Source organism: Pseudomonas paraveronii (assembly GCF_963681955.1).
GTDB classification, from domain to species: Bacteria; Pseudomonadota; Gammaproteobacteria; order Pseudomonadales; family Pseudomonadaceae; genus Aquipseudomonas; species Aquipseudomonas paraveronii.
This window is the reverse complement of sequence record NZ_OY817130.1, coordinates 6279013-6302936: the sequence shown is the minus strand read 5'-3', so window position 1 is coordinate 6302936 and position 23924 is coordinate 6279013. Positions and strand designations below refer to the sequence as shown.

At 61.5% G+C, this 23924-nt stretch carries 24 protein-coding genes; 17 read left to right on the top strand and 7 right to left on the bottom strand.

Annotated elements, in window-relative coordinates; all coding sequences use genetic code 11:
- The first annotated feature begins 156 nt into the window (after positions 1–156).
- The 5 genes from U5A08_RS29300 to U5A08_RS29280 all read left to right on the top strand — a co-directional run bounded on the left by U5A08_RS29300 (position 157) and on the right by U5A08_RS29280 (position 3918).
- A complete protein-coding gene (locus U5A08_RS29300; RefSeq protein WP_247403539.1) occupies positions 157–1065 on the top strand; it encodes a LysR substrate-binding domain-containing protein in 909 nt (302 codons plus the stop codon).
- A 297-nt stretch (positions 1066–1362) separates the two neighbouring features.
- Entirely contained in the window at positions 1363–1854 is a 492-nt protein-coding gene (gene purE, locus U5A08_RS29295) for a 5-(carboxyamino)imidazole ribonucleotide mutase (RefSeq protein WP_003195648.1), read from the top strand.
- Positions 1855–1865: 11 nt separating this feature from the next.
- Positions 1866–2951: a 5-(carboxyamino)imidazole ribonucleotide synthase gene (locus U5A08_RS29290; protein ID WP_247403542.1), complete on the top strand. Its 1086-nt coding sequence runs from the start codon at positions 1866–1868 to the stop codon at positions 2949–2951.
- 106 nt (positions 2952–3057) lie between these two features.
- Positions 3058–3303 carry a GlsB/YeaQ/YmgE family stress response membrane protein gene (locus U5A08_RS29285; protein WP_253400169.1) on the top strand — a complete coding sequence of 82 codons (246 nt, stop codon included), beginning with the start codon at positions 3058–3060 and terminating at the stop codon, positions 3301–3303.
- A gap of 78 nt (positions 3304–3381) precedes the next feature.
- Complete coding sequence (locus U5A08_RS29280) at positions 3382–3918, top strand: DUF3299 domain-containing protein (RefSeq protein WP_253400168.1); 537 nt, start codon at positions 3382–3384, stop codon at positions 3916–3918.
- Between the two features lie 29 nt (positions 3919–3947).
- Here the strand turns inward: U5A08_RS29280 and U5A08_RS29275 are convergent, their stop codons facing one another.
- Both U5A08_RS29275 and U5A08_RS29270 read right to left on the bottom strand, forming a co-directional pair.
- Entirely contained in the window at positions 3948–4847 is a 900-nt protein-coding gene (locus tag U5A08_RS29275; protein ID WP_321849598.1) for a D-hexose-6-phosphate mutarotase, read from the bottom strand.
- A gap of 57 nt (positions 4848–4904) precedes the next feature.
- Positions 4905–5309, bottom strand: coding sequence for an acyl-CoA thioesterase (locus tag U5A08_RS29270; RefSeq protein WP_010566936.1), 405 nt, complete (start codon positions 5307–5309; stop codon positions 4905–4907).
- Positions 5310–5777: 468 nt separating this feature from the next.
- Here U5A08_RS29270 and U5A08_RS29265 point away from each other — a divergent pair, with 468 nt between their 5' ends.
- The 9 genes from U5A08_RS29265 to U5A08_RS29225 all read left to right on the top strand — a co-directional run bounded on the left by U5A08_RS29265 (position 5778) and on the right by U5A08_RS29225 (position 16750).
- The gene (locus U5A08_RS29265; RefSeq protein ID WP_253400166.1) at positions 5778–7067 is read left to right on the top strand and encodes an MFS transporter; all 1290 of its coding nucleotides are present in this window, start codon (positions 5778–5780) and stop codon (positions 7065–7067) included.
- 241 nt (positions 7068–7308) lie between these two features.
- Positions 7309–8295 carry a phosphate ABC transporter substrate-binding protein PstS gene (locus U5A08_RS29260; RefSeq protein ID WP_247404674.1) on the top strand — a complete coding sequence of 329 codons (987 nt, stop codon included), beginning with the start codon at positions 7309–7311 and terminating at the stop codon, positions 8293–8295.
- 485 nt (positions 8296–8780) lie between these two features.
- Positions 8781–10814, top strand: a complete 2034-nt coding sequence (locus U5A08_RS29255; RefSeq protein ID WP_321852298.1) for an ABC transporter permease subunit — start codon at positions 8781–8783, stop codon at positions 10812–10814.
- Between the two features lie 15 nt (positions 10815–10829).
- Complete coding sequence (pstA, locus tag U5A08_RS29250; protein WP_321849594.1) at positions 10830–12500, top strand: phosphate ABC transporter permease PstA; 1671 nt, start codon at positions 10830–10832, stop codon at positions 12498–12500.
- A 189-nt stretch (positions 12501–12689) separates the two neighbouring features.
- Positions 12690–13523 carry a phosphate ABC transporter ATP-binding protein PstB gene (pstB, locus tag U5A08_RS29245; protein WP_253400164.1) on the top strand — a complete coding sequence of 278 codons (834 nt, stop codon included), beginning with the start codon at positions 12690–12692 and terminating at the stop codon, positions 13521–13523.
- Positions 13524–13593: 70 nt separating this feature from the next.
- Positions 13594–14355, top strand: a complete 762-nt coding sequence (gene phoU, locus U5A08_RS29240; RefSeq protein ID WP_247404684.1) for a phosphate signaling complex protein PhoU — start codon at positions 13594–13596, stop codon at positions 14353–14355.
- 167 nt (positions 14356–14522) lie between these two features.
- Positions 14523–15428 carry a response regulator gene (locus U5A08_RS29235; protein ID WP_253400163.1) on the top strand — a complete coding sequence of 302 codons (906 nt, stop codon included), beginning with the start codon at positions 14523–14525 and terminating at the stop codon, positions 15426–15428.
- 285 nt (positions 15429–15713) lie between these two features.
- A complete protein-coding gene (locus tag U5A08_RS29230; RefSeq protein ID WP_253400162.1) occupies positions 15714–16013 on the top strand; it encodes a helix-turn-helix domain-containing protein in 300 nt (99 codons plus the stop codon).
- Positions 16014–16078: 65 nt separating this feature from the next.
- The gene (locus tag U5A08_RS29225) at positions 16079–16750 is read left to right on the top strand and encodes a M23 family metallopeptidase (protein ID WP_321849590.1); all 672 of its coding nucleotides are present in this window, start codon (positions 16079–16081) and stop codon (positions 16748–16750) included.
- Positions 16751–16753: 3 nt separating this feature from the next.
- Here the strand turns inward: U5A08_RS29225 and U5A08_RS29220 are convergent, their stop codons facing one another.
- From U5A08_RS29220 to phoB, 3 genes are all read right to left on the bottom strand, one after another.
- A complete protein-coding gene (locus U5A08_RS29220) occupies positions 16754–18094 on the bottom strand; it encodes a hemolysin family protein (protein WP_253400160.1) in 1341 nt (446 codons plus the stop codon).
- Positions 18095–18267: 173 nt separating this feature from the next.
- Positions 18268–19590 (bottom strand): phosphate regulon sensor histidine kinase PhoR, encoded by a 1323-nt coding sequence (gene phoR / locus U5A08_RS29215; RefSeq protein ID WP_253400159.1) that lies wholly within the window; start codon positions 19588–19590, stop codon positions 18268–18270.
- 59 nt (positions 19591–19649) lie between these two features.
- Positions 19650–20339, bottom strand: coding sequence for a phosphate regulon transcriptional regulator PhoB (gene phoB / locus U5A08_RS29210; protein WP_003176964.1), 690 nt, complete (start codon positions 20337–20339; stop codon positions 19650–19652).
- 154 nt (positions 20340–20493) lie between these two features.
- On the opposite strand from phoB, the gene U5A08_RS29205 reads away from it, so the two are divergent.
- The gene (locus U5A08_RS29205) at positions 20494–20874 is read left to right on the top strand and encodes a COG4315 family predicted lipoprotein (RefSeq protein WP_321849587.1); all 381 of its coding nucleotides are present in this window, start codon (positions 20494–20496) and stop codon (positions 20872–20874) included.
- 31 nt (positions 20875–20905) lie between these two features.
- Here U5A08_RS29205 and ubiA read toward each other — a convergent pair whose 3' ends face one another.
- The gene (gene ubiA / locus U5A08_RS29200; protein ID WP_321849585.1) at positions 20906–21796 is read right to left on the bottom strand and encodes a 4-hydroxybenzoate octaprenyltransferase; all 891 of its coding nucleotides are present in this window, start codon (positions 21794–21796) and stop codon (positions 20906–20908) included.
- Positions 21796–22359, bottom strand: coding sequence for a chorismate--pyruvate lyase family protein (locus U5A08_RS29195; protein ID WP_253400156.1), 564 nt, complete (start codon positions 22357–22359; stop codon positions 21796–21798). Before U5A08_RS29195 ends, ubiA begins: the two co-directional genes overlap by 1 nt.
- A 197-nt stretch (positions 22360–22556) precedes the next feature.
- Between U5A08_RS29195 and U5A08_RS29190 the strand changes: the two genes are divergently transcribed.
- On the top strand, positions 22557–22724 hold the full coding sequence (locus U5A08_RS29190) for a rubredoxin (RefSeq protein ID WP_253400155.1): 168 nt from the start codon (positions 22557–22559) through the stop codon (positions 22722–22724).
- Between the two features lie 36 nt (positions 22725–22760).
- Complete coding sequence (locus U5A08_RS29185; RefSeq protein WP_321849581.1) at positions 22761–23909, top strand: NAD(P)/FAD-dependent oxidoreductase; 1149 nt, start codon at positions 22761–22763, stop codon at positions 23907–23909.
- Positions 23910–23924 lie beyond the last annotated feature (15 nt).

Here is a 23924-nt window from a genome sequence, read left to right as displayed (position 1 = left end):
GGAACTAGCCGGAACGCTGTGAATGCTAGGCTTGTGTAAGTTTTTGGGCCAATGCTGTTAAGCACTGGCCTATGCACAAACGGCATAATAGTCGTGTGACCCGGCTATCATGGCGGGCGTGTGGGCCAAAATGGTGCGCACCCGTGGGAGGAACTGATGAACCTTGAGAGCAAATGGCTGGAAGACTTCAGCGCCCTGGCGGCGACGCGCAGTTTTTCCCAGGCGGCGGAGCGACGCTTTGTCACCCAGCCGGCGTTCAGCCGCCGTATCCGCAGCCTGGAGGCCGCACTGGGCCTGACCCTGGTCAACCGCTCGCGCACGCCGGTGGAATTGACGGCGGCGGGGCAGTTGTTCCTGGTGACTGCGCGCACGGTGGTCGAGCAACTCGGTGAAGTGCTGCGTCATTTGCATCACTTGGAAGGCGGGCAGGGCGAAGTCATGCAAGTGGCGGCGGCGCACTCCCTGGCGCTGGGCTTCTTCCCGCGCTGGATCGCGCAACTGCGCAACGAGGGTTTGAACATTGCGACCCGGCTGGTCGCCACCAACGTCGGCGATGCCGTGCATGCCCTGCGCGAAGGCGGCTGCGATTTGATGCTGGCGTTCTACGACCCGGATGCGGCGATGCAGATGGACCCGGAGATCTTCCCGTCACTGCACCTGGGCAATACCGAAATGCTCCCGGTGTGCGCCGCCGATGCCGAGGGCAAGCCATTGTTCGACCTGGAAGGCGAGGGCAGTGTGCCGCTGCTGGCCTACAGCGCCGGGGCATTTCTGGGGCGTTCGGTGAACCTGCTGTTGCGCCAACGTGCCCTGCGCTTTACCACGGTTTATGAAACCGCGATGGCCGACAGCCTTAAAAGCATGGCCCTGGAAGGCCTGGGCATTGCCTGGGTGCCGCAACTGAGTGTGCGGGCGGAACTGGCCCGCGGTGAGCTGGTGGTGTGCGGCGGGTCGCAATGGCATGTGCCGCTGGAGATTCGCCTGTATCGCTGTGCGTTGGTGCGCAAGGCGAATGTGCGGTTGTTGTGGCGCAAGCTGGAAGGTGGCGCGGCGCAGAATACTTGAGCCCGATAGCCGTGTGTCAGGCACTAATATGTCACTGATGCACCGCTATCGGGAGCAAGCTCCCTCCCACAGGGTTTGGGGGTGTTTTCGCTGACTTTTAAGTCAATAAAACCGCCGGTTTGTGCCGCTAGACAGATGGTCATCCGAGGGGCTGTTTATCTGCGTTATTACGGTATACTGCGCGGCCTTCGGCCGGTCCAACCGGCCTTAATTCGTACACCAAGCCACGCCGGATTTCCCGCGTGGCTTGTTGTTTTTTGACGCGCCTGTGGGCGCCCAGAGAGAAGAGGCACGACGATGAGTGCATTGGTTGGCGTGATCATGGGCTCCAAGTCCGATTGGTCCACCCTTAGCCACACCGCCGATATGCTGGAAAAACTCGGCATTCCGTATGAAGTGAAAGTGGTCTCTGCCCACCGCACCCCGGATTTGCTGTTCCAGTATGCCGATGAAGCAGAATCCCGTGGCATCGAGGTGATCATCGCCGGTGCCGGCGGTGCAGCGCACCTGCCGGGCATGTGTGCGGCCAAGACCCACCTGCCGGTGCTTGGCGTGCCGGTGCAGTCGTCGATGCTCTCGGGCGTGGATTCGCTGTTGTCCATCGTGCAGATGCCAGCCGGTATTCCGGTGGCGACCCTGGCGATCGGCAAGGCCGGCGCGATCAACGCCGCGTTGCTGTCCGCCAGCATCCTGGGCGCCAAGCACCCGCAGTTCCACGCGGTGCTGAAAAAATTCCGTGCTGAGCAGACAGACAGCGTGCTGGACAATCCAGACCCACGTATCGCCTGAGGTTGTTGACGATGAAAATCGGTGTAATCGGTGGCGGCCAACTGGGTCGCATGCTGGCCCTGGCGGGAACGCCGCTGGGGATGAACTTCGCTTTCCTGGACCCGGCGCCGGATGCCTGTGCGGCCGCGTTGGGTGAACACCTGCGCGCTGACTACAGCGACCCGGACCACCTGCGCCAACTGGCCGACGAAGTCGACCTGGTGACCTTCGAGTTCGAAAGTGTCCCGGCCGAAACCGTGGCCTTCCTCTCGCAGTTCGTGCCGGTGTACCCGAGCGCCGAAGCCTTGCGCATCGCCCGTGACCGCTGGTTCGAGAAGAGCATGTTCAAGGACCTGGGCATTCCGACCCCGGCCTTCGCCGATATCCAGTCCCAGGCGGACCTGGACGCCGCCGTCGCCAGCATCGGCCTGCCGGCCGTGCTGAAAACCCGCACCCTGGGTTACGACGGCAAGGGCCAGAAAGTCCTGCGCACCGCCGCCGATGTGGTCGGCACTTTCGCCGAGCTGGGCGGCGTGGCCTGCCTGCTGGAAGGCTTCGTGCCGTTCACCGGCGAAGTCTCGCTGATCGCCGTGCGTGCCCGCGATGGCGAGACCCGCTTCTATCCGCTGGTCCACAACACCCACGACAACGGCATCCTCAAGCTGTCCGTGGCCAGCACCGATCACCCGTTGCAGGCCCTGGCCGAAGACTATTCCAGCCGTGTGCTCAAGCAACTGGATTATGTCGGCGTGATGGCGTTCGAGTTCTTTGAAGTCGACGGTGGCCTCAAGGCCAACGAAATCGCCCCGCGTGTGCATAACTCCGGGCACTGGACCACCGAAGGCGCCGAGTGCAGCCAGTTCGAGAACCACCTGCGCGCGGTGGCGGGCTTGCCGCTGGGCTCTACGGCCAAGGTGGGCGAGAGCGCCATGCTCAACTTCATCGGTGTGGTCCCGCCGGTTGAAAAAGTCGTCGCCATCGACGATTGCCACCTGCATCACTACGGCAAGGCCTTCAAGGCCGGGCGCAAGGTCGGCCACGCCAACCTGCGCTGCCAGGACCGTGCGACGCTGCAAGCGCAGATCCTTAAGGTAGAGGCGTTGATCGCCGAGCAATAACCCTGGGGCCGGCGGGAACCAATGGTGGCCGCCGTCTCTCTGATTGCAGGATGACAAAGCCTCGCTAGGCTTTGTCATGACTCACTTTCAATCAGAGGGAAATGCCATGGGTATCATCGGAACCATCTTTATCGGCCTGATCGTCGGCCTGCTGGCGCGCTTCCTCAAGCCCGGTGACGACAACATGGGCTGGATCATGACCATCCTGCTGGGTATCGCCGGCTCCCTTGCCGCCACTTATGGCGGTCAGGCACTGGGTATCTACCAGGCAGGCCAGGGCGCGGGCTTCATCGGCGCATTGGTCGGCGCCATTGTGTTGTTGGTGATCTACGGCCTGATCAAAAAGAAGTAATCGAGCGACAAAGTCCTCTGCGCTGCGCAGGCGCAGAGGGCTAGAATGCCGGCACTGTTTACCTTGTCGAGCTCCTCCATGCGCCGTCTCCTCTTGATGTTTCTCCTGCTCGGCCCAGGCCTGGCTCATGCTGGCGAATTGCCGGAAACCGACTGGCTGGACCTGATGCCGCTGTCGGACCAGAAAGCCCTCGAACAGATGCCGGAAATCGACCACAACTCCCCCGAAGCCCAGGGCACCTTTACCGACAAAGGTGGCTTGAAGCAGAGCAAGGGGTTGCCGGCGGTGATGTATTCCACCAAGACCGTGGCCGCCATGAACGGCAAGAACATCCGCATCGGCGGTTACCCGGTGCCCTTGGAAACCGACGCCAAGGGCCGCAGTACGCTGTTCTTCCTGGTGCCGTACCCCGGCGCATGCATCCACGTGCCGCCACCGCCGCCGAACCAGTTGGTATTGGTGCGTTACCCCAAGGGGTTGAAGCTGGATGATATCTACACGCCGCTGTGGGTCACGGGCACGGTGAAGGTGGAGACGGTCAACAATGACTTGGCCGATGCGGCGTATGCGTTGGATGCGCAGAAGGTACGGGTGGTGAAGGAGTCGGATCTCTAAACCACACACAAAACCCAATCTGGGAGGATTTACAAAGTGCTACTGGTGATGCCCACGCCCAGCGTGTGGCTTTCGCCCGGCGCCAACGCCACCACATCATCCAGCACATTCGCCGTCTCGATGCACAACATGCCCTGCCAGCCGTCGTCGGCCATGTCGTCGAAGGCCTTGGCCCGTTCGGTCCAGGGGTTCCAGATCACGGTCGACCGCGAACCTTCGCTGGTGAGCTGGACGCGGCGCTGCCAGTCTTTATCGACGATGTTCAACTGCGCGGGGGTGTCGAGGTAGATGCGGTCGGTCTCGGCGCTGAAGTGCAGCAGCCCCGCCTGTTGCCGGGTGGCCCAACCGTCGGCGGTATCGATATACGAACACCCGTCCAGACCTTCGACCTGCACGTTGCGCACGTCGCTTACGGCGAAGTAGGTGTGCAGCGCCTGGCTGAGGGTCACCGTTGCGTGGCCATGGTTATGGCTGGTCAGGCGAATGTGCAGTTGATCGTCCAGGCGCAGGCTCAGCGTCAGGTCGACCTGATGGGGCCAGCCGGGAAAGCCGCCCGCAGGCACGGGGAGCACCAGGTCGACGCGCAGCGCGTCGCCGTCGAGTTCGGTTGTGGCCAATTCCCAGATCGCAGTACGCACGAAACCGTGGGCACCCGCAGGTTGATCGCTCTGGCGCATGGCCTGCACGCTGCGCGGGTTGCGGTCGAACACGCCAAACCACGGCCAGCACACCGGTACGCCGGTGCGGATGCCTTTGCCGGCCTTGAAGACGGCGGCCTTGTTCGGCCAGATCAGCGGATGCTCGCCTGCGCGTTGGTAACTGAAGATGTGCGCGCCCTGTTGGGCCACCATCAGTTCGGCACCGTTGTGGCGGATGCGCCAGCAGTCCAGCTCGTCGATTTTCACGGTTTCAACGTGGGGCGTCGGCATAACAAAGCACTCTCAATGGCAGGCAATGGGCAATTGACCGTCAAAAACCGGCGAGGTTTAACGCGCCCGCGACGGCACCGAACGGGTACGGCCGCTGCCATCGATGGCGACGAACACGAACACCGCCTCGGTGACCTTGCGCCATTCGCTGGACAGCGGGTCGTCGCTCCACACTTCGACCATCATCTGGATCGAGCTGCGGCCGATTTCCAGGGCCTGGGTATAGAAGGACAATTGCGCGCCCACGGCCACCGGCACCAGGAACGCCATGCGATCAATGGCCACGGTGGCGACACGCCCGCCTGCGACCTTGCTGGCCATGGCCGTACCGGCCAGGTCCATCTGCGAGACCAGCCAGCCGCCGAAGATATCGCCGAAACCGTTGGTTTCACGCGGAAGCGCGGTGATTTGCAGGGCGAGATCGCCTTGCGGGATGGGATCTTCTTGTTCGAGTTCGATCATGCCGAGGGTGCCTCTGAGCCGTGACGCTTCATGGGTGTTTCAAGTGGATAGCCGTCTCGTAGAAAAACATTCCAGCACCAACGCACGACGCGAGCTGTGTTTCTCATAAGGCGTACTAAAGGGAAACTCTGCCAAACCGGCTGGATGGCACCCAACGGCGTTTTGGCACAGCAGCCCCTCAAGACTGCGGGTCTGGCGCTTGCAAGGGCCGAGTATATCGAGACGCTGGCGTCGCGACGACCTCTGGGCGCTCTTTTGGTCGGTAAATAGACGCTGTAACGGAGCTTTTTCCGGCAACTGTTCTTCTGCCCAGGTTGACGGACTCTCTGCGCCGTGGGGATTTCGCCTGCCTGGACGGTTAAGCGTTCGACGCTGTGCTTTTTCCGGCGATTTGTTATCTTGCCGGACCGCCGCAAGTCCAGGGCGTGCCGTCCTTATTACGCTGATTACTATAAGAGAAGCCTTGCCATGTCCTCCGTGCCCGCAAGCAGTGCGCAACCGTCGCGCCCGCTGACCCGCAACGACTACAAAACCCTGTCGCTGTCTGCCTTGGGCGGGGCGCTGGAATTCTACGACTTCATCATCTTCGTGTTTTTCGCCACCGTGGTCGGAAAACTGTTCTTCCCGGCCGACATGCCCGAGTGGCTGCGCATGATGCAGACCTTCGGCATCTTCGCCGCCGGCTACCTGGCGCGCCCCCTGGGCGGCATCATCATGGCGCACTTCGGCGACCTGCTGGGCCGCAAGAAAATGTTCACCCTGAGCATCTTCATGATGGCCGTGCCGACCCTGATCATGGGCCTGCTGCCGACCTACGCGCAGATCGGCCTGTGGGCGCCGATCCTGTTGCTGCTGATGCGCGTGATCCAGGGCGCGGCGATCGGCGGCGAAGTGCCGGGCGCCTGGGTGTTCGTCTCCGAGCACGTCCCACCGCGGCACATTGGCTACGCTTGCGGCACCCTGACCAGCGGCCTCACCGCCGGCATCCTGTTGGGTTCGCTGGTGGCCACCGCCATCAACACGCTCTACAGCCCGGAACAGGTCTCGGATTACGCCTGGCGCATCCCGTTCCTGCTCGGCGGTGTGTTCGGCCTGCTGTCGGTGTACCTGCGCCGCTGGCTGCATGAAACGCCGATCTTCGCCGAGATGCAGCAACGCAAGACACTCGCCGCCGAACTGCCGCTGCGCGCGGTATTGCGCGACCACCGTGGCGCCATCGTGCTGTCGATGCTGCTGACCTGGCTGCTGTCGGCCGGCGTCGTAGTCGTCATCCTGATGACCCCGACCGTGCTGCAAACCCTCTACCACTTCAGCCCGACCGTTGCGCTGCAGGCCAACAGCCTGGCCATCGTGACCCTGAGCCTGGGCTGCATTGCCGCCGGCGCCCTGGCCGACCGCTTCGGTGCCGGCCGCATACTGGTGGTCGGTTGCGCACTGTTGCTGGCGACGTCCTGGACGCTGTATCACAGCCTGCTGGACCACCCGGACTGGCTGTTCCCGCTGTACGCCCTGACCGGCCTGTTTGTCGGCACCATCGGCGTGGTGCCTTACGTGATGGTCAAAGCCTTCCCGCCGGTGGTGCGCTTCAGCGGGTTGTCGTTCTCCTACAACGTGGCCTACGCCGTATTCGGCGGGCTGACGCCGTTGGCGGTGTCGCTGCTGATGAAGGAAAGCCCGATGGGCCCGGCCTACTACGTTGCCGTCCTGTGTGTGATGGGAATGGGGGTGGGTGGGTATCTGTGGACGCGTGGCAGGTAATCAAGCATCTGAAGATTGTTCCTACGCAGTAGCGTAGGAGCGATCATAGGTTACAGAGTGTTTCCGAATCATCGCTTCAACCGCCTCGCCATCCCCGTCTTTTCGGCACTTGCTGCCTGCAGCCGCTTTTTCTCCCAATACTGGCCTTTCATCTAACTGTCACATTCCGGACATAGAGTGTTCACACGGCCTACCGATACTTGGCCCCGATCCAACTATCCCTATCTGCTAGGAGTAAGGCATGAAACTGAAGCGTTTGATGGCGGCAATGACTTTTGTCGCTGCTGGCGTTGCGACTGCCCACGCGGTGGCCGCTGGTGTTGACCCGGCAATTCCGGCTTACGTGAAGACCACTGGTGTGTCGGGCAACTTGTCCAGCGTCGGTTCCGATACCCTGGCTAACTTGATGACCCTGTGGGCTGAGGGTTACAAAAAGGAATACCCGAACGTCAACATCCAGATTCAAGCTGCTGGTTCTGCCACTGCGCCACCTGCGCTGACTGAAGGCACCTCCAACCTGGGCCCGATGAGCCGCAAGATGAAGGACACCGAACTGGCTGCCTTCGAGCAGAAGTACGGCTACAAGCCAACCGCTATCCCGGTTGCCGTGGATGCCCTGGCGGTGTTCGTGCACAAAGACAACCCGATCAAGCACCTGACCATGGAACAAGTCGACGCGATCTTCTCCTCGACTCGTCTGTGCGGTAGCAAAGCCGACGTGAAAACCTGGGGCGACCTGGGTGTGACCGGCGACCTGGCCAACAAGCCAGTGCAGTTGTTCGGTCGTAACTCGGTATCCGGCACCTACGGCTACTTCAAGGAAGAAGCTCTGTGCAAAGGCGACTACAAGCCTAACGTGAACGAACAACCTGGCTCGGCTTCGGTCGTGCAGTCGATCAGCTCCTCGCTGAACGGCATCGGTTACTCGGGCATCGGCTACAAGACCGCCAGCGTGAAGACTGTGGCCCTGGCCAAGAAAGGCAGCACCGACTTCATCGAAGACAGCGAAGAAAACGCCCTGAACGGCAAATACCCGCTGTCGCGTTTCCTCTACGTTTACGTCAACAAAGCCCCGAACAAGCCGCTGGCTCCGCTGGAAGCTGAGTTCGTGAAACTGGTGCTGTCCAAGCAGGGCCAGGAAGTCGTAGTGAAAGACGGTTACATCCCACTGCCAGCCAAAGTAGCCGCCAAGGCCCTGGCTGACCTGGGTCTGAAAGAAGGCAACTAAGTTGCTGGGCCGGGTAAAGCCGGCCGTTCTGTAGGCGCGGGCTTGCTCGCGAAAGATGATAGAGCACTGCGTTTATTCAGAAGCGGCGCGTTATCGTTAACGCTCTTCGCGAGCAAGCTCGCTCCTACAGAAACTCCGAATTTTTTGGTCCGCTGCCAGCTCTGCTACGCGGCGGATTTTTTGCGTCACTGCACTGTCATCTTTCTGTCATACAGGATCGCTAGGGTGTGCGCATGAATGATCTGGCCAATTCCACCATGACGACGACTTCTCCCCCCAAGCGCATTGATTTCAATACGCCTGAGCTGCAACGCAAGCGCCGCATTCGCGCGCTCAAGGATCGCCTGACCCGTTGGTACGTGCTGGTCGGCGGTCTCGCCGTTCTCGGCGCTATCACCCTGATCTTTTTCTTTCTGGGCTACGTGGTCGCGCCTTTGTTCCAAGGCGCCTCGCTGACCAAGGAAGCCGCGCTGACACCGGCGTGGATACAAGATGCGGGCAAGCCGTTGATGATCTCTTTGGAAGAGCAGAATCAGGTCGCCATGCGGGTTTCCGACAAGGGCCAGGCGCTGTTCTTCGAGGTGGACACCGGTACCGAACTCAAGCGCATCGACCTGCCGTTGGCGGCCGGCGTCAGCGTCGTGTCGATTGGTGAAGACCAGCCGGGCAGCCCGCTGGTGATCCTCGGTTTGTCCAATGGCCAGTCCCTGGTGTTCCGCCACACCTATAAGGTGTCCTACCCGGACGGCAAGAAGACCATCAGCCCGGCGATCGAATACCCTTACGGCGAAACCCCGATCGTGCTGGATGACGCCGGTCGCCCGCTGGAACACGTCGCGCTGAACGCCACCGACACCTCGCTGGTGGTGGCCGGTTCGGCCGGTTCGCACTTGAACGTGCTGTCCCTGAGCCGTGAAGAAAACATGATGACCGGCGAAGTCACCAGCGAGCAGAAGCGTATCGAGCTGCCGCAGATGACCGAGCCGGTGAAGGCGATCTTCATCGACCCACGCCAGCAGTGGCTGTATGTGATTAACGGCCGTGCCCTGGCCGATGTGTTCAGCCTGCGCGACAAGAGCCTCAACGGTCGCTACAAACTGCTGGAAGATGGCGGCGCGGAAATCACCGCCAGTACCCAACTGGTGGGCGGTATCTCGCTGATCGTCGGTAACTCCAAGGGCGGCCTGGCTCAGTGGTTCATGGCCCGTGACCCGGATGGCGAACAGCGCCTGAAGCAGATCCGCACCTTCGAGATGGGCACTGCGCCCATCGTTGAAATCACCGCCGAAGAACGTCGCAAAGGCTTCACCGCCCTCGACGCTTCCGGCAAATTCGGCGTGTTCCACAGCACCGCCCACCGCACCCTGCTGGTGGACCCGGTGGTCGACGGCCAGGGCGTGTTCGGCCTGTCGCCACGGGCCAACCGCGTGATCGTCGAAGCCGGCGGCAAGCTGCAACCGTTGCTGCTGGATAACCCGCACCCGGAAGTGTCGTGGAGCGCGCTGTGGAGCAAGGTCTGGTACGAAAACTACGACGAGCCTAAATACGTCTGGCAATCGACCGCCGCCAACACCGATTTCGAACCCAAGATGAGCCTGGCGCCGTTGACCTTCGGTACGCTGAAGGCCGCGTTCTACGCCATGTTGCTGGCTGCGCCGCTGGCCGTTGCTGCGGCGATCTACACCGCGTACTTCATGGCCCCGAGCCTGCGCCGCAAGGTCAAACCGGTGATCGAGTTGATGGAAGCGATGCCGACGGTGATCCTCGGCTTCTTCGCCGGCCTGTTCCTCGCGCCGTATGTCGAAGGCCATCTGCCAGGGATTTTCAGCCTGCTGATGCTGGTACCGATTGGTATCCTGGTGGCCGGCTTTGTCTTCAGCCGCCTGCCTGAGTCCATCCGCCTGCGGGTTCCGGATGGCTGGGAAAGCGCGATCCTGATCCCGGTGATCCTGTTTGTGGGCTGGCTCTCGCTGTACATGAGCCCGTACCTGGAAACCTGGTTCTTCGGCGGCGACATGCGCATGTGGATCTCCCACGACCTGGGCATCACCTATGACCAGCGCAACGCTCTGGTCGTCGGCCTGGCGATGGGGTTCGCGGTGATCCCGAACATCTACTCCATCGCCGAAGACGCCGTGTTCAGCGTGCCGCGCGGTCTGACCCTGGGCTCTTTGGCCCTGGGCGCCACGCCATGGCAGACCATGACCCGCGTGGTCATCCTGACTGCCAGCCCGGGGATTTTCTCGGCGCTGATGATCGGCATGGGCCGCGCCGTGGGCGAGACCATGATCGTGCTGATGGCCACCGGTAACACCCCGGTGATGGAGATGAACCTGTTCGAAGGCCTGCGCACCCTGGCGGCCAACGTCGCGGTGGAAATGCCCGAGTCGGAAGTGGGCGGCAGTCACTACCGCGTGCTGTTCCTCTCGGCGCTGGTGCTGCTGTTGTTCACCTTCATCATGAACACCCTCGCCGAGCTGATTCGTCAGCGTCTGCGCAAGAAATACTCGTCGCTTTAAGAAAGGTAGAAGTCTGTGAAACAGAACTCCCTGAATGGATGGTTCAAGAGCGGCGCCCCCGGCGTCTGGATCAGCGGTGGCGCGGTGTCCATCGCGGTCATCATGACCCTTGGTTTGCTGGCTGTGATTGCGGTGCGTGGTTTGGGCCACTTCTGGCCGGCTGACCTGATCCAGGCCAACTACAACGTACCGGGCCAGGAAAACCATATCGTCATCGGCGAAGTGGTGCAGAAAGAAGAAGTGCCGCGCGAGCGCCTGAAAAGCGCTGGCCTGCCCGTGCCCGACGCAGGCCCGGAATTCATGACCCGCGAGCTGATCAAGGTCGGCAACCGCGATCTGAACGGCAACGACTTCACGTGGATCGTCGGCGAATGGCTGAAGAACCAGAGCAGGCCGGTGGAGTTGATGACCATCGAGCGCCGTGAATGGGGCAACTTCTACGGCACCCTGGTCAACGTCAAGCAGGATGGCAAGGTCATCGCTGAAGGCGAGGCCGCGTGGCCGGAGCTGCAGGCGCGTGTCGACCGCGTGAACAAGCTGGCGGCCCAGCTCAAGACCCTTGAGAAGTCCGATATCGGCGCGATCAACGCCGGTCTCGAACGTATCCGCCTGCACGGTCGCAAACTGGAGCTGGAAGGCAAACTCGACGCCGCCGCCCAGGCCGACATGGATGCCGACCGTGCCGAACTGAATGCCCGTTACCAGGACATCGAAGCGCGCCTGTCCGACCTGCACGCCCAGTTCAACCGCGACGCTCTGACCGCCCGCGACGCGAACGGCAAGGAAGTGGAAATCGGCATCGGCAAAGTGGTCCACGCCTATCAGCCGAACGCCATGGGCACGATGACCAAGATCGGCTTTTACTTCAGCAAGGTCTGGGAATTCCTTAGCGACGACCCACGGGAAGCCAACACCGAAGGCGGGATCTTCCCGGCTATCTTCGGCACCGTGATGATGACCCTGATCATGGCGATGATCGTGACCCCGTTCGGCGTGCTGGCGGCGGTCTACCTGCGTGAATACGCCAAGCAGAACACCCTGACGCGGATCATCCGCATCGCCGTGAACAACCTGGCGGGTGTACCGGCCATCGTTTACGGCGTGTTCGGCCTGGGCTTCTTCGTGTATGTACTGGGTGGTTCGGTTGACCGCCTGTTCTTCGCCGAAGCCCTGCCGGCTCCGACGTTCGGCACGCCGGGCCTGTTGTGGGCGTCGCTGACCCTGGCGCTGCTGGCGGTGCCCGTGGTGATCGTGGCCACCGAAGAAGGCCTGGCGCGGATTCCTCGCACCGTGCGCGAAGGCTCCCTGGCACTCGGCGCGACCAAGGCGGAAACGCTGTGGAAGATCGTGCTGCCGATGGCCAGCCCGGCGATGATGACCGGCATGATTCTCGCCGTGGCCCGTGCCGCCGGTGAAGTGGCGCCGCTGATGCTGGTGGGTGTGGTCAAGCTGGCCCCGTCGCTGCCGCTGGACGGCAACTACCCGTACCTGCACCTGGACCAGAAGATCATGCACCTGGGCTTCCATATTTATGACGTCGGCTTCCAGAGCCCCAACGTCGAGGCCGCACGGCCGCTGGTGTACGCCACCGCGCTGTTGCTGGTGCTGGTGATCGCCACGCTCAACTTGTCGGCGGTGTGGATTCGTAACCACCTGCGCGAAAAATATAAAGCGTTGGATAGCTAATTGAAGTGACGCGGATTCAATGTGGGAGGGGGCTTGCCCCCGATGGCGGCGTATCAGAAACACCTATGCCGGCTGACACACTGCTATCGGGGGCAAGCCCCCTCCCACACTGGACCGCGCTACACGCAGAATTTGAGTAAACCGCCCAGGCGGTTCAACGAAACGAATTGGTAGCACAGGGAGCATCCCATGCAACAAGAAACCCATTCCCACGGCATCAACATGTCCGCCCTGGGTCGCGACAAACAGAGCCTGAGCCTGGCCCAGGAAACCGTGGCCATCGAAGTGCCGGGCCTGAGCCTGTACTACGGTGAAAAACAGGCGCTGTTCGACGTCAGCATGAACATCCCCAAGCAGCGCGTGACCGCCTTTATCGGCCCGTCGGGCTGCGGCAAGTCCACGCTGCTGCGCACCTTCAACCGCATGAACGACCTGGTCGACGGTTGCCGCGTGGACGGTGCGATCAACCTCTACGGCAGCAACATCTACCGCAAGGGCGAAGACGTGGCCGAGCTGCGTCGCCGGGTGGGCATGGTGTTCCAGAAGCCCAACCCGTTCCCCAAGACCATCTATGAAAACGTGGTCTACGGCCTGCGTATCCAGGGCATCAACAAGAAGCGCATCCTCGACGAAGCGGTCGAGTGGGCGCTTAAAGGCGCCGCGCTGTGGGACGAGGTCAAGGACCGTCTGCATGAATCAGCCCTCGGCCTGTCCGGCGGCCAGCAACAACGTCTGGTGATCGCGCGTACCATCGCCGTGGAGCCGGAAGTGCTGCTGCTCGACGAACCTTGCTCGGCACTCGACCCGATCTCGACGCTGAAAGTTGAAGAGCTGATCTACGAGCTCAAGTCCAAGTTCACCATCGTCATCGTGACCCACAACATGCAACAGGCGGCGCGGGTTTCCGACTACACCGCGTTCATGTACATGGGCAAGCTGGTGGAGTTCGGCGATACCGATACCCTGTTCACCAATCCGGCGAAGAAACAGACCGAAGACTACATCACCGGTCGCTACGGCTAGGATGCTGTGGTTCAGATTGCATTGACGCTGCGGTTCTCCGCACCTTTCCGGACGCTCCAAGGACGCCAACATGATTAGTAAAGAAGGCCTTACCCATCACATCTCCGCGCAGTTCAACGCCGAGCTTGAGGAAGTGCGCAGCCACCTCCTGGCGATGGGCGGGTTGGTGGAGAAGCAAGTCAACGATGCGGTCACCGCGCTGATCGAGGCCGACTCGGGCCTGGCCCAGCAAGTGCGTGAGATCGATGACCAGATCAACCAGATGGAGCGCAATATCGACGAAGAATGCCTGCGCATTCTCGCCCGCCGCCAGCCGGCGGCTTCCGACCTGCGCTTGATCATCAGCATTTCCAAGTCGGTGATCGACTTGGAGCGTATCGGCGATGAGTCCACTAAAATCGCGCGCCGCGCCATCCAACTGTGCGAAGAAGGCGAAGCCCCGCGCGGCTATGTGGAAGTGCGGCATATCGGCGACCAAGTGCGCAACATGGTGCGCGATGCCCTGGACGCGTTTGCCCGCTTCGACGCCGAGTTGGCGTTGTCGGTGGCCCAGTACGACAAGGTCATCGACCGTGAATACAAGACCGCGCTGCGTGAGCTGGCCACCTACATGATGGAAGACCCGCGCTCTATCTCGCGGGTCTTGAGCATTATCTGGGTGCTGCGCTCCCTGGAGCGGATCGGCGACCACGCGCGCAATATTTCGGAACTGGTGATCTACCTGGTGCGTGGCACCGACGTGCGGCACATGGGGCTCAAGCGCATGAAAGCCGAAGTTGAAGGCTCAACTGATCAAATCCCTAATGTTCCGGGTGAATCTGACGATAAGTAAGGTTGCCCGAGAAATTAACGCCCGGCCTTTGGTCGGGCGTTTTCATTTGTGGCAGCTGATTTTTTTTGCGCGTTGGGTGAAAGAAAACCCAACGTGACTACAGAGTTTTGGCAAAATGCCATTAGTCAGGCGTTCTGCGTGCCGCGTTTTTATAGGATAAAGGGTCGATGAGTAAAGTCAGTGTATTGGTGGTGGATGACGCCTCGTTTATTCGCGACCTGGTGAAGAAGTGCCTGCGCAACTACTTCCCCGGGATCAAGATTGAAGATGCGGTGAACGGCAAAAAGGCCCAGGCCATCCTGATGCGCGAAACCTTCGACCTGGTGCTGTGCGACTGGGAAATGCCCGAGATGTCCGGCCTGGAGCTGTTGACCTGGTGCCGTGAGCAACCGCAGCTCAAAGCCATGCCGTTCGTGATGGTGACCAGCCGTGGCGACAAGGAAAACGTGGTGCAGGCGATCCAGGCCGGGGTTTCCGGCTACGTCAGCAAACCGTTCACCAACGAACAGCTATTGACCAAGGTCAAGCATGCCCTGCATAAGGTCGGGCGCCTCGACGCCCTGGTCGCCAGCGCGCCGACCAAGATGAACTCAGCCTTCGGTAACGACTCCCTGAGCGCCCTGACCGGTGGCAAGCCTGAAGCGGTCAAGGCCGCACCAGTGGCGGCGGCTGCCCCGAGCAGAGGCCTGCTCAACAGCCCGCCCGTACCGGCGGCTGCGGCCGCTGCGCCTGCCAGCGGTCGTGGACAGGGCCAGTTGCGCCTGTCCAGCGGCACCCAGCAATGCGTGATCAAGGGCCTGAGCATCAAGGAAGCGCTGCTGGTGGTCCGTCGCAGTGAGGTCCTGCCCCAAGTGCTGGAAAGCGCGGTGCTCGACCTTGAGCAAGGCGACAACGCCGAAGTCGCGCGCCTCAACGGCTACCTGCACGCCATCGTCGCCTTCGAGCCCAAGCCCGACAGTGACTGGCTGCAACTGACCTTCCGCTTTATCGACCAGGATGCGCAGAAGCTGGACTACATCTCACGGCTGATCGCGCGGGGTACGGCGCAGAAGCATTTTGTGCCGGGCGCTTGATCGTCTGAATAACGGGAATCGACCGACGGTCTGATTCCCGTTGGGTTACTTGATTTATATCTGTTTCGATATAGTCTTTCGATGACGCTTCAGTGTCATCGAGCTTTTGCTATGCCTTGAAACAAACCTCTACCGCCTCTGGCCGAATCGTCTATTACGCTTTTTCTTTCCAGGAAAGGAGAAGCCAATGCCGAGGCACAAGGATGTGGTGTTTCTAGGAAGTTCGCTCAAGGATCTCAGACATCGAACTGGCTCGCGCCAGACTGCAGGAATTAGGTTAAGCCCATGACAAATCAAAAGTTACCTACCGAACGTTTCAACTGTGTATGGGATGCCTTGGAAGACACTCCCGAGCAAGCCGTCAATATGCGCCTGCGTTCAAAACTGCTGTTGGCGTTATGCAAGACCATCCGCAGTTGGGAGCTCTCTCAGAAGGATGCGGCACAAAGGCTGGGTATCAGTCAGCCTCGCCTTAACGATGTGCTTAACGGCAAGATCGATAAGTTTTCTCTTGATGCGTTAGCCAACTTGTCGGGCGCCGCCCGGATGGACGTCGATATCTGTTTTACCGCATTGCCGGCCTGACCTCACCCAGAGTTGTCATCAACCGTTGCTAGCCTGCCGTTCAGTCTCCCCGGCAGGTTCGCGCCATGCTCCTTCGCCTATTGCTGTTCTGTGGGCTGGCTACGGTCGCCACGTCGACCCTGGCCATGACCCTCTACAAATCCACCGATGCCAATGGCGAGGTGTTTTTCAGCGACCGGCAAACCCCCGGCGCCCAGGCGTTCGTGATCCAGGAGCGCAGGGCCGAGCGTGTGCAACGGCCGGTGCTCGACCGGCCAAAACCCGGTTACTCGCTGCAAGCCTACCGCTACCCGTTGCCTTGGCGCGGTGGACCCTTTCGCCTGACCCAAGGCCCCAACGGCAACTTCAGCCATACCGACGCCAAAAGCCGCTACGCCATGGACATTGCCATGCCCGAAGGCACGCCGATCATTGCGGCGCGCAGCGGTGTGGTGGTGAAGATCGAAAATAGCCAGGCTGGGCGCGGTAACGATGCGTCAGGGAATTTCGTGCGAGTGCGGCACGATGACGGCACCCAGGGCGTGTACCTGCACCTCAAACAAGGTTCGGTCAGCGTCCGAGTCGGGCAGCGGGTGGCGCTGGGCAGTGCGCTGGCGTTGTCGGGCAATACCGGCAACAGCAGCGGGCCGCACCTGCACTTTGTGGTGCAGCAGAGTACCGAGGCAGGGCTGGTATCGATCCCGTATGAGTTCAACCAGCCCGTGGGGGTGTTGCCCAATTTTGCATTGGGCAATTGAGGGTCAGTCCAGCAGCAGGACCTTGGCCAGCACGATTTTTGGCCCTTTCATCTTCTTGATGATGATCCGCAGGCCTTCAACTTCGAGCACTTCTTCCTCTTCCGGTACCCGCTTGAGGGTGTCGTAGACCAGCCCGGCCAGGGTTTCCGCTTCGATGTGGTCGAGGTCGACGCCCAGCAGGCGTTCCACCTTGAACAGCGGCGTATCGCCGCGTACCAGCAGTTTGCCCGGTTGGTAGGCGAGGATGCCGCGTTCGGCCTTGCGGTGTTCGTCCTGGATATCGCCCACCAGCACTTCGAGCACGTCTTCCATGGTCAGGTAGCCGATGATATTGCCGTCGGCCTCTTCCACCAGGGCGAAGTGCGCGCCGCCTTTGCGGAACTGCTCCAGCAACTGCGACAGCGGCATGTGCCGCGACACGCGCTCCAGCGGGCGGGTCAGTTCGGCCAGGTTGAACGACTCGGGGATATGCTCCAGGTTCGCCAGTTCCAGCAGCAGGTCCTTGATGTGCAGCAGGCCGACAAACTCGTTGCGCTGCGCGTCATACACCGGATAACGGCTGAATTTGTGGCGACGGAACAGCGCGAGGATTTCCTTGAGCGGGGCGTTGAAGTCCAGGGTTACCAGGTCTTCCCGCGAGTTGGCCCAGTCCACTACTTCCAACTCGCCCATTTCCACGGCCGAGGCCAATACGCGCATGCCTTGGTCGCTAGGGTCCTGGCCACGGCTGGAGTGCAGGATCAGCTTGAGTTCTTCGCGGCTGTATTGGTGCTCATGGTGCGGGCCGGGTTCGCCTTGCCCGGCAATACGCAGGATGCCGTTGGCGCTGGCGTTGAGCAGGTAGATCGCCGGGTACATGGCCCAGTAGAACAGGTACAGCGGCACCGCCGTCCATAGCGACAGCAATTCCGGCTTGCGAATGGCCCAGGATTTGGGGGCCAGTTCACCGACCACGATGTGCAGGTAGGAAATCAGGAAGAAGGCGGAAAAGAACGACACGCCCTTGATCACTTCCGGCGACTCGACACCGACGGCGCCCAGCAGCGGCTCGAGGATATGCGCAAAGGCCGGCTCACCGACCCAGCCCAGGCCCAGGGAGGCGAGGGTGATACCCAACTGGCAGGCCGACAGGTAGGCGTCGAGCTGGCTGTGTACGGTGCGCAGGATCTGCCCGCGCCAACCGTTGGTGTGGGCGATGGCCTCGACCCGCGTGGAACGCAATTTGACCATGGCAAACTCCGCCGCAACGAAGAAACCGTTGAGCAGTACCAGGATCAGTGCAAAGAGAATCATGCCGAAATCGGCGAAGAGCGTGGCGAGGGTGATACTTGGGGAAGGGTCCATGATGGGGTTTTGCGGGTTCCGTGTGTTCAATAGGGGTGACAGGAGCGCCTGAAAGGCAGACGCAAGTCGGCCAATGTAGCGTCTGGCGCAGCGCTTGCCTAGTACTCGCTGCCTGACGGGGCCAGGAATGCTATCTCCGAAACCCTACAAATCCACATGTGGGAGTGTCCGGGTTACTCATCATTCACGACCATCCGCGAACGGGTCACCTGGGTCGGCGGAAAATGGCAGGTAAAGGTGCTGCCGTGGCCGAGCACGCTGCTGATTTCCAGGCGGGCGCGGTGGCGCAGTAGCACATGCTTGACGATCGCCAGGCCGAGCCCGGTGCCGCCGGTGTTGGAGTTGCGGCTGGAGTCGACGCGGTAGAAGCGCTCGGTCAGGCGTGGCAGGTGCTTGGCGTCGATGCCGATGCCGGAGTCCTGCACACTCAGGTGTGCGCCCTGCGCGTCGGCCCACCAGCGGATGCGGATATTGCCTTTGTCCTGGGTGTATTTCACGGCGTTGAACACCAGGTTGGAAAACGCGCTGCGCAATTCGCCTTCGCTGCCCTTGAGCAGTATCGACGGGTCGGCTTCCAGGGTGATCTGTTGCCCGCGCTCGCCAGAGAGGGCCTGTGCGTCGTTCTTGATGGTCTGCAACAGGCTTTGCACCGCCACCGGGTGGCTATCCGAGGGGTAATCGGTCGCCTCCAGCTTGGCCAGCAACAGCAAGTCATTGAGCAGGGTTTGCATGCGCGAGCCTTGCTGCTGCATTTGCTGCAGGGCACGGTTCCAGCGCGGGTTGATCTCGTCGACGTTGTCCAGCAGCGTCTCCAGGTAGCCGCAGATCACCGTCAGGGGGGTGCGCAGCTCGTGGGAGACGTTGGCGACGAAGTCCTTGCGCATCTGTTCCAACTGGTGGATGCGGGTCACGTCGCGTACCAGCATCAAATGTTCGTTGTTGCCGTAACGCGTCAGGTACAGCTGGATGCGCACGCGGTCGTTGGTGGGCGAGGGGATTTCCAGGGCTTCTTCGTAATTTTCCTGCTCGAAGTATTCCTTGAAGCGCGGGTGGCGGACCAGGTTGGTCACCGGTTGGCCGCTGTCCTGGGGCGTCTTGAGGCCCAGCAGGGTCTCGGCGGCGCGGTTCCACCATTCGAGGTTGCCGTCGCTGTCGAGCATGATCACCGCGTCTTTCAGCGCGGCGGTGGATTCCTGTACGCGGTCGATCACCGCTTGCAGGCGCCCGCGCACCCGTTGGTCGCGGCGTTGCAGGTGGTAGATGCTGTCGAACACCTCGCCCCACAGGCCGTAGCCGTCGGGTGGTGCTTCATCGGGTTTGTGCTGGCGCAGCCATTCATGCAGGCGCAGCAATTGCTTGAGGGTCCAGCCCAGGTACAGGCCAATGCCGACGGCCAGGCTCCAGCCGTATTGGCCGCTGACCAGGCCTACCAGCAAGCAGCCGGTGATCAACAGCAGCAGGTGGCGGATCAGCGTGCCATGCCAGTTTTGGTTCACTTGAACATGCGTCCTTGTCAGCTGTTAAGTCAGGCTCTTGCGTTCAGAAACCGGCTGGCTCAGCCCTTGGTGGAAAACCGATAGCCGGTGCCGCGCACGGTTTGTACCAGATTCTCGTAGGCATCGCCCAAGGCTTTGCGCAGGCGACGGATATGCACGTCCACGGTGCGTTCTTCCACGTACACGTTGCCGCCCCACACTTGGTCCAGCAACTGGCCACGCGTGTAGGCGCGCTCCTGATGGGTCATGAAGAACTGCAGCAGGCGGTATTCGGTAGGGCCCATCTCGGCGGGCTTGCCGTCGATGGTCACGCGGTGGCTGATCGGGTCCAGCAACAGGCCGCCGACTTCGATCGGCGCTTCGCCATCGGTAGGGCCGGCACGCCGCAGTACGGCTTTCAGGCGTGCGACCAGTTCCCTTGGGGAAAACGGCTTGGTGATGTAGTCATCGGCGCCGACTTCCAGGCCCTGGATCTTGTTGTCCTCTTCGCCCTTGGCGGTGAGCATGATGATCGGGATATCGCCGGTCAGCTCGTCACGCTTGAGGCGGCGGGCCAGTTCGATGCCGGAGGTGCCGGGCAGCATCCAGTCCAGCAGGATCAGGTCCGGTTTACGGTCGACAATAATGGCATGGGCCTGCTGCGAGTTTTCGGCCTCAAGGCAGTCATAGCCGGCCATTTCCAACGCGACGGCGATCATCTCGCGAATGGGCGCTTCGTCGTCGACGATCAGAATGCTCCTGCCAACCATGCCTAAAATCCTCATGTCATTTAACTGTCTTGCGCCGCATTAGATAACGGAATTATTGCAGTCGTGTGACAGTAATTTAGCTGCTTGCGCAATTCCCGCCTCCGTGGACTACGCTTTGGGTCCGAATCCTGACAACCACAAAAGGAAGGTTCCGATGACTTACAGTACTTTTTCCTGGAAGGCCTTGCTGGTCACGGCGGCGTTGACGCTGCCGACATTGGCGTTTGCCGCCGACCCTGCGATGACCAAGGACGGGATGCTGGTCGATCAAAAGGGCATGACGCTCTACACCTTCGCCAAGGATGCCGATGGCAAATCCATGTGCAACGATAAGTGCGCCGCCAACTGGCCGCCGTTGATGGCTGAATCCACCGACAAGCCTATGGGCAAGTGGACCGTGATCACCCGTGACGATCAAAAGAGTCAGTGGGCCTACAGCGGCAAGCCGCTCTACACCTTCGTCATGGACAAGAAGGCCGGCGACACGATCGGTGAAGGCAAGATGGACGGGGCCTGGAAAGTCGCCAAGCCTTAGTTCAACCCCTAGCGATGAGGGGGCTGGCTCCTCATCGCAACCCGTAATCCGCGACAATCCCGACAAAGATCGCCAACCCTGCCCAGTGGTTGTGCAAAAACGCCTTGAAGCACTTCATCCGGTCCCTGTCGCGGGTGTACCAGAATTCCCAGGCAAAACAGCCCGCCGCCGCCAGCAACCCCAAGTGGAACCAGCCGCCCAACTCAAACCGCGCCCCAGCCAGTAACAGGCACGCGAGCGCCAGGCCTTGCAGGGTCAGAATGATCACCCGGTCGGCGTCGCCAAACAGAATGGCGGTGGATTTCACGCCGATCTTCAAGTCGTCGTCGCGGTCCGTCATGGCGTAATAGGTGTCGTAGCCCACCGTCCACAGCACATTGGCGATATACAGCAGCCACGCGGCGGCAGGCAGGCTGCCGGTCTCGGCGGTGAACGCCATCGGCATGCCCCAGGAAAACGCCGCGCCCAGCACCACCTGCGGGTAATAGGTGTAGCGCTTCATGAACGGATAGCTTGCCGCCAGCGCCAGGCCGCCGAGGGACAGCAGGATGGTCGTCGCGTTGGTCAGCAGCACCAGCAGGAAACTGATGCCCATCAGCAGCGCGAAAAATACCAGCGCCTCTTTCGAGCTGATCTTGCCGCTGACCAGCGGGCGTTGCTCGGTGCGCTTCACATGGCCGTCGACCTTGCGGTCGGCCCAGTCATTGATCACGCAGCCACCGGCGCGGGTCAGCACCACGCCGAGCACAAAAATCACGATATTGCTCAAGGACGGCGAGCCCTTGCCGGCGATCCACAGCGCCCACAGCGTCGGCCACAGCAGCAGGTAGATGCCGATGGGTTTGTCCATGCGGGTCAACTGAATGAAATCCCAGGCCCTGGGGTTCAGACGGTTCAAGGATTTGAGCAGGCGTTGATACATCAGCAGTTCTCCGGGTGGTCATGCACCGCATGCCACAGGCTCGGCAGGAAGATTTCGGCGACCAGTACGCTCAGCGTCCCACGATCGAACCGCGAACGGCGCGCCCACAGCCCGTCGACCCGATCCGCCGCAGGCAACCATGGGCGCGGGTAATGGCAGACCTCGATCGCCCGGCGCGTGAACGCGCGGTCGCAGAACAGCAGTTCGCCCAGGGAGCGGCTCCCCAGTGCGTCCATATGCAGCCCGTCGCCTTGTAACGCACTGCGCGACGCCACGCTGCGGGCAAACACCCACGGCCGGGCATGCCCGCACAAATACACCTCGCGTACCCAACCGATACTGGCCAAGGGCAGGTCCAGCGCCGCGCATTCGTCGTCGCGCAGCGGCTGCCAGCCTTCGCACAGCGGCGTCACGCTGAAACCGTCGTTGGACAGCCGCGTCAGGCGCCGCGTCAGCGAGCCCTCGTCGAACAGCCAGTCAAGGGTCAACGGCGCAGGCAGGGGGCTCAGAAGGCTCTGGGTCAGCCATTGGCAAGCATCGGGAAGGGCGATTGAGTGCGGCACGGTGCGTCAATATGGGCAGCAAAAGAGGCGGCGAGCTTACCATGACGCCCGGATCTTTTGCCGGGCTGAACCGCTGCCTTGCGTCGATCGTGCTTGCATCTGCAGGCCCCGATCAGTACAAAACGCGCTGAGCCGCACGGCAACGCGAGATCTATCGACCGTCGGCCAACCTGCCTGGACCCTGAGGAAGCAAGTAAATGAAGAAGTGGCAATGTGTAGTCTGCGGCCTGATCTATAACGAAGCGGAAGGCTGGCCGGATGACGGAATCGCTCCGGGTACCCTGTGGCAGGACGTTCCGGAAGACTGGCTGTGCCCGGACTGCGGCGTGGGCAAAACCGATTTCGAAATGATCGAAATCGCGTAATCGCGAATTTAAGAAACGTATTACAAGGAGAAAGGAATGAACGCACCTGTCGTGATCGTCGGCACAGGACTGGCCGGTTACAACGTGGCCCGCGAGTTTCGCAAGCTCGACAGCGAAACCCCGTTGCTGCTGATCACCGCGGATGATGGGCGCTCCTACTCCAAGCCCATGCTCTCCACCGGCTTTGCCAAGAACAAGGAAGCCGATGGCCTGAGCATGGCTGAACCCGGCGCCATGGCCGAGCAACTCAAGGCCGAAGTGCGCACGCATACCCGTATCACCGGCATCGACCCGGGCCACAAGCGCCTGTGGATCGGTGAAGAAGCGGTGGCCTACCGCGACCTAGTCCTGGCCTGGGGCGCGGAAACCGTGCGAGTGCCGGTCGAAGGCGACGCTGCGCAGCTGATTTTCCCGATCAACGATCTTGAAGACTACGCGCGCTTTCGCGCAGCCGCCGCCGGTAAACGCCGCGTCCTGCTGCTCGGCGCCGGCCTGATCGGCTGCGAATTTGCCAACGACCTGATCCTCGGTGGCTACGAAATCGACCTGGTGGCGCCGTGCGAGCAAGTCATGCCAACCCTGCTGCACCCAGCGGCTGCCGCAGCGGTGCAGGCCGGGCTGGAAGGCCTTGGGGCGCGCTTCCACCTGGGCCCGGTGCTCAACCGCCTGCAACGCAGCGCCGACGGCCTGGAAGCGCACCTGTCGGACGGTGAAGTGGTCCGCTGCGACCTGGTGGTCTCGGCCATCGGCCTGCGCCCGCGTGTCGATCTGGCCGCGGCTGCCGGCCTGCAGATCAACCGCGGGATCATGGTCGACCGCCACCTCAAGACTTCCCACGCCAACATCTATGCCCTGGGCGACTGCGCCGAGGTCGATGGCTTGAACCTGCTGTACGTCATGCCGCTGATGAGCTGCGCCCGCGCCCTGGCCCAGACCCTGGCGGGCAACGCCACGGCTGTGAGCTATGGGCCGATGCCGGTCACCGTGAAAACCCCGGTCTGCCCGCTGGTGGTTTCGCCACCGCCACGCGGCACCGAAGGCGTGTGGAGCGTCGAAGGGCAGGGCGCCGACATCAAGGCCCTGTGCCGCGACACCAGCGGCCGCCTGCTGGGCTACGCGCTGACCGGCAGCGCCGTGATGGAAAAACTGGCGTTGAACAAAGAACTTCCGCCGTTGCTGGCGTAAATACCGGTCGTTCTG

Bases quoted from the DNA above. Each gene is read 5' to 3' on its own strand.
- U5A08_RS29300 (WP_247403539.1), top strand. From the start codon at position 157: ATGAACCTTGAGAGCAAATGGCTGGAAGACTTCAGCGCCCTGGCGGCG.
- purE (WP_003195648.1), top strand. From the start codon at position 1,363: ATGAGTGCATTGGTTGGCGTGATCATGGGCTCCAAGTCCGATTGGTCC.
- U5A08_RS29290 (WP_247403542.1), top strand. From the start codon at position 1,866: ATGAAAATCGGTGTAATCGGTGGCGGCCAACTGGGTCGCATGCTGGCC.
- U5A08_RS29285 (WP_253400169.1), top strand. From the start codon at position 3,058: ATGGGTATCATCGGAACCATCTTTATCGGCCTGATCGTCGGCCTGCTG.
- U5A08_RS29280 (WP_253400168.1), top strand. From the start codon at position 3,382: ATGCGCCGTCTCCTCTTGATGTTTCTCCTGCTCGGCCCAGGCCTGGCT.
- U5A08_RS29275 (WP_321849598.1), bottom strand. From the start codon at position 4,847: ATGCCGACGCCCCACGTTGAAACCGTGAAAATCGACGAGCTGGACTGC.
- U5A08_RS29270 (WP_010566936.1), bottom strand. From the start codon at position 5,309: ATGATCGAACTCGAACAAGAAGATCCCATCCCGCAAGGCGATCTCGCC.
- U5A08_RS29265 (WP_253400166.1), top strand. From the start codon at position 5,778: ATGTCCTCCGTGCCCGCAAGCAGTGCGCAACCGTCGCGCCCGCTGACC.
- U5A08_RS29260 (WP_247404674.1), top strand. From the start codon at position 7,309: ATGAAACTGAAGCGTTTGATGGCGGCAATGACTTTTGTCGCTGCTGGC.
- pstB (WP_253400164.1), top strand. From the start codon at position 12,690: ATGCAACAAGAAACCCATTCCCACGGCATCAACATGTCCGCCCTGGGT.
- phoU (WP_247404684.1), top strand. From the start codon at position 13,594: ATGATTAGTAAAGAAGGCCTTACCCATCACATCTCCGCGCAGTTCAAC.
- U5A08_RS29235 (WP_253400163.1), top strand. From the start codon at position 14,523: ATGAGTAAAGTCAGTGTATTGGTGGTGGATGACGCCTCGTTTATTCGC.
- U5A08_RS29230 (WP_253400162.1), top strand. From the start codon at position 15,714: ATGACAAATCAAAAGTTACCTACCGAACGTTTCAACTGTGTATGGGAT.
- U5A08_RS29225 (WP_321849590.1), top strand. From the start codon at position 16,079: ATGCTCCTTCGCCTATTGCTGTTCTGTGGGCTGGCTACGGTCGCCACG.
- U5A08_RS29220 (WP_253400160.1), bottom strand. From the start codon at position 18,094: ATGGACCCTTCCCCAAGTATCACCCTCGCCACGCTCTTCGCCGATTTC.
- phoB (WP_003176964.1), bottom strand. From the start codon at position 20,339: ATGGTTGGCAGGAGCATTCTGATCGTCGACGACGAAGCGCCCATTCGC.
- U5A08_RS29205 (WP_321849587.1), top strand. From the start codon at position 20,494: ATGACTTACAGTACTTTTTCCTGGAAGGCCTTGCTGGTCACGGCGGCG.
- ubiA (WP_321849585.1), bottom strand. From the start codon at position 21,796: ATGTATCAACGCCTGCTCAAATCCTTGAACCGTCTGAACCCCAGGGCC.
- U5A08_RS29190 (WP_253400155.1), top strand. From the start codon at position 22,557: ATGAAGAAGTGGCAATGTGTAGTCTGCGGCCTGATCTATAACGAAGCG.
- U5A08_RS29185 (WP_321849581.1), top strand. From the start codon at position 22,761: ATGAACGCACCTGTCGTGATCGTCGGCACAGGACTGGCCGGTTACAAC.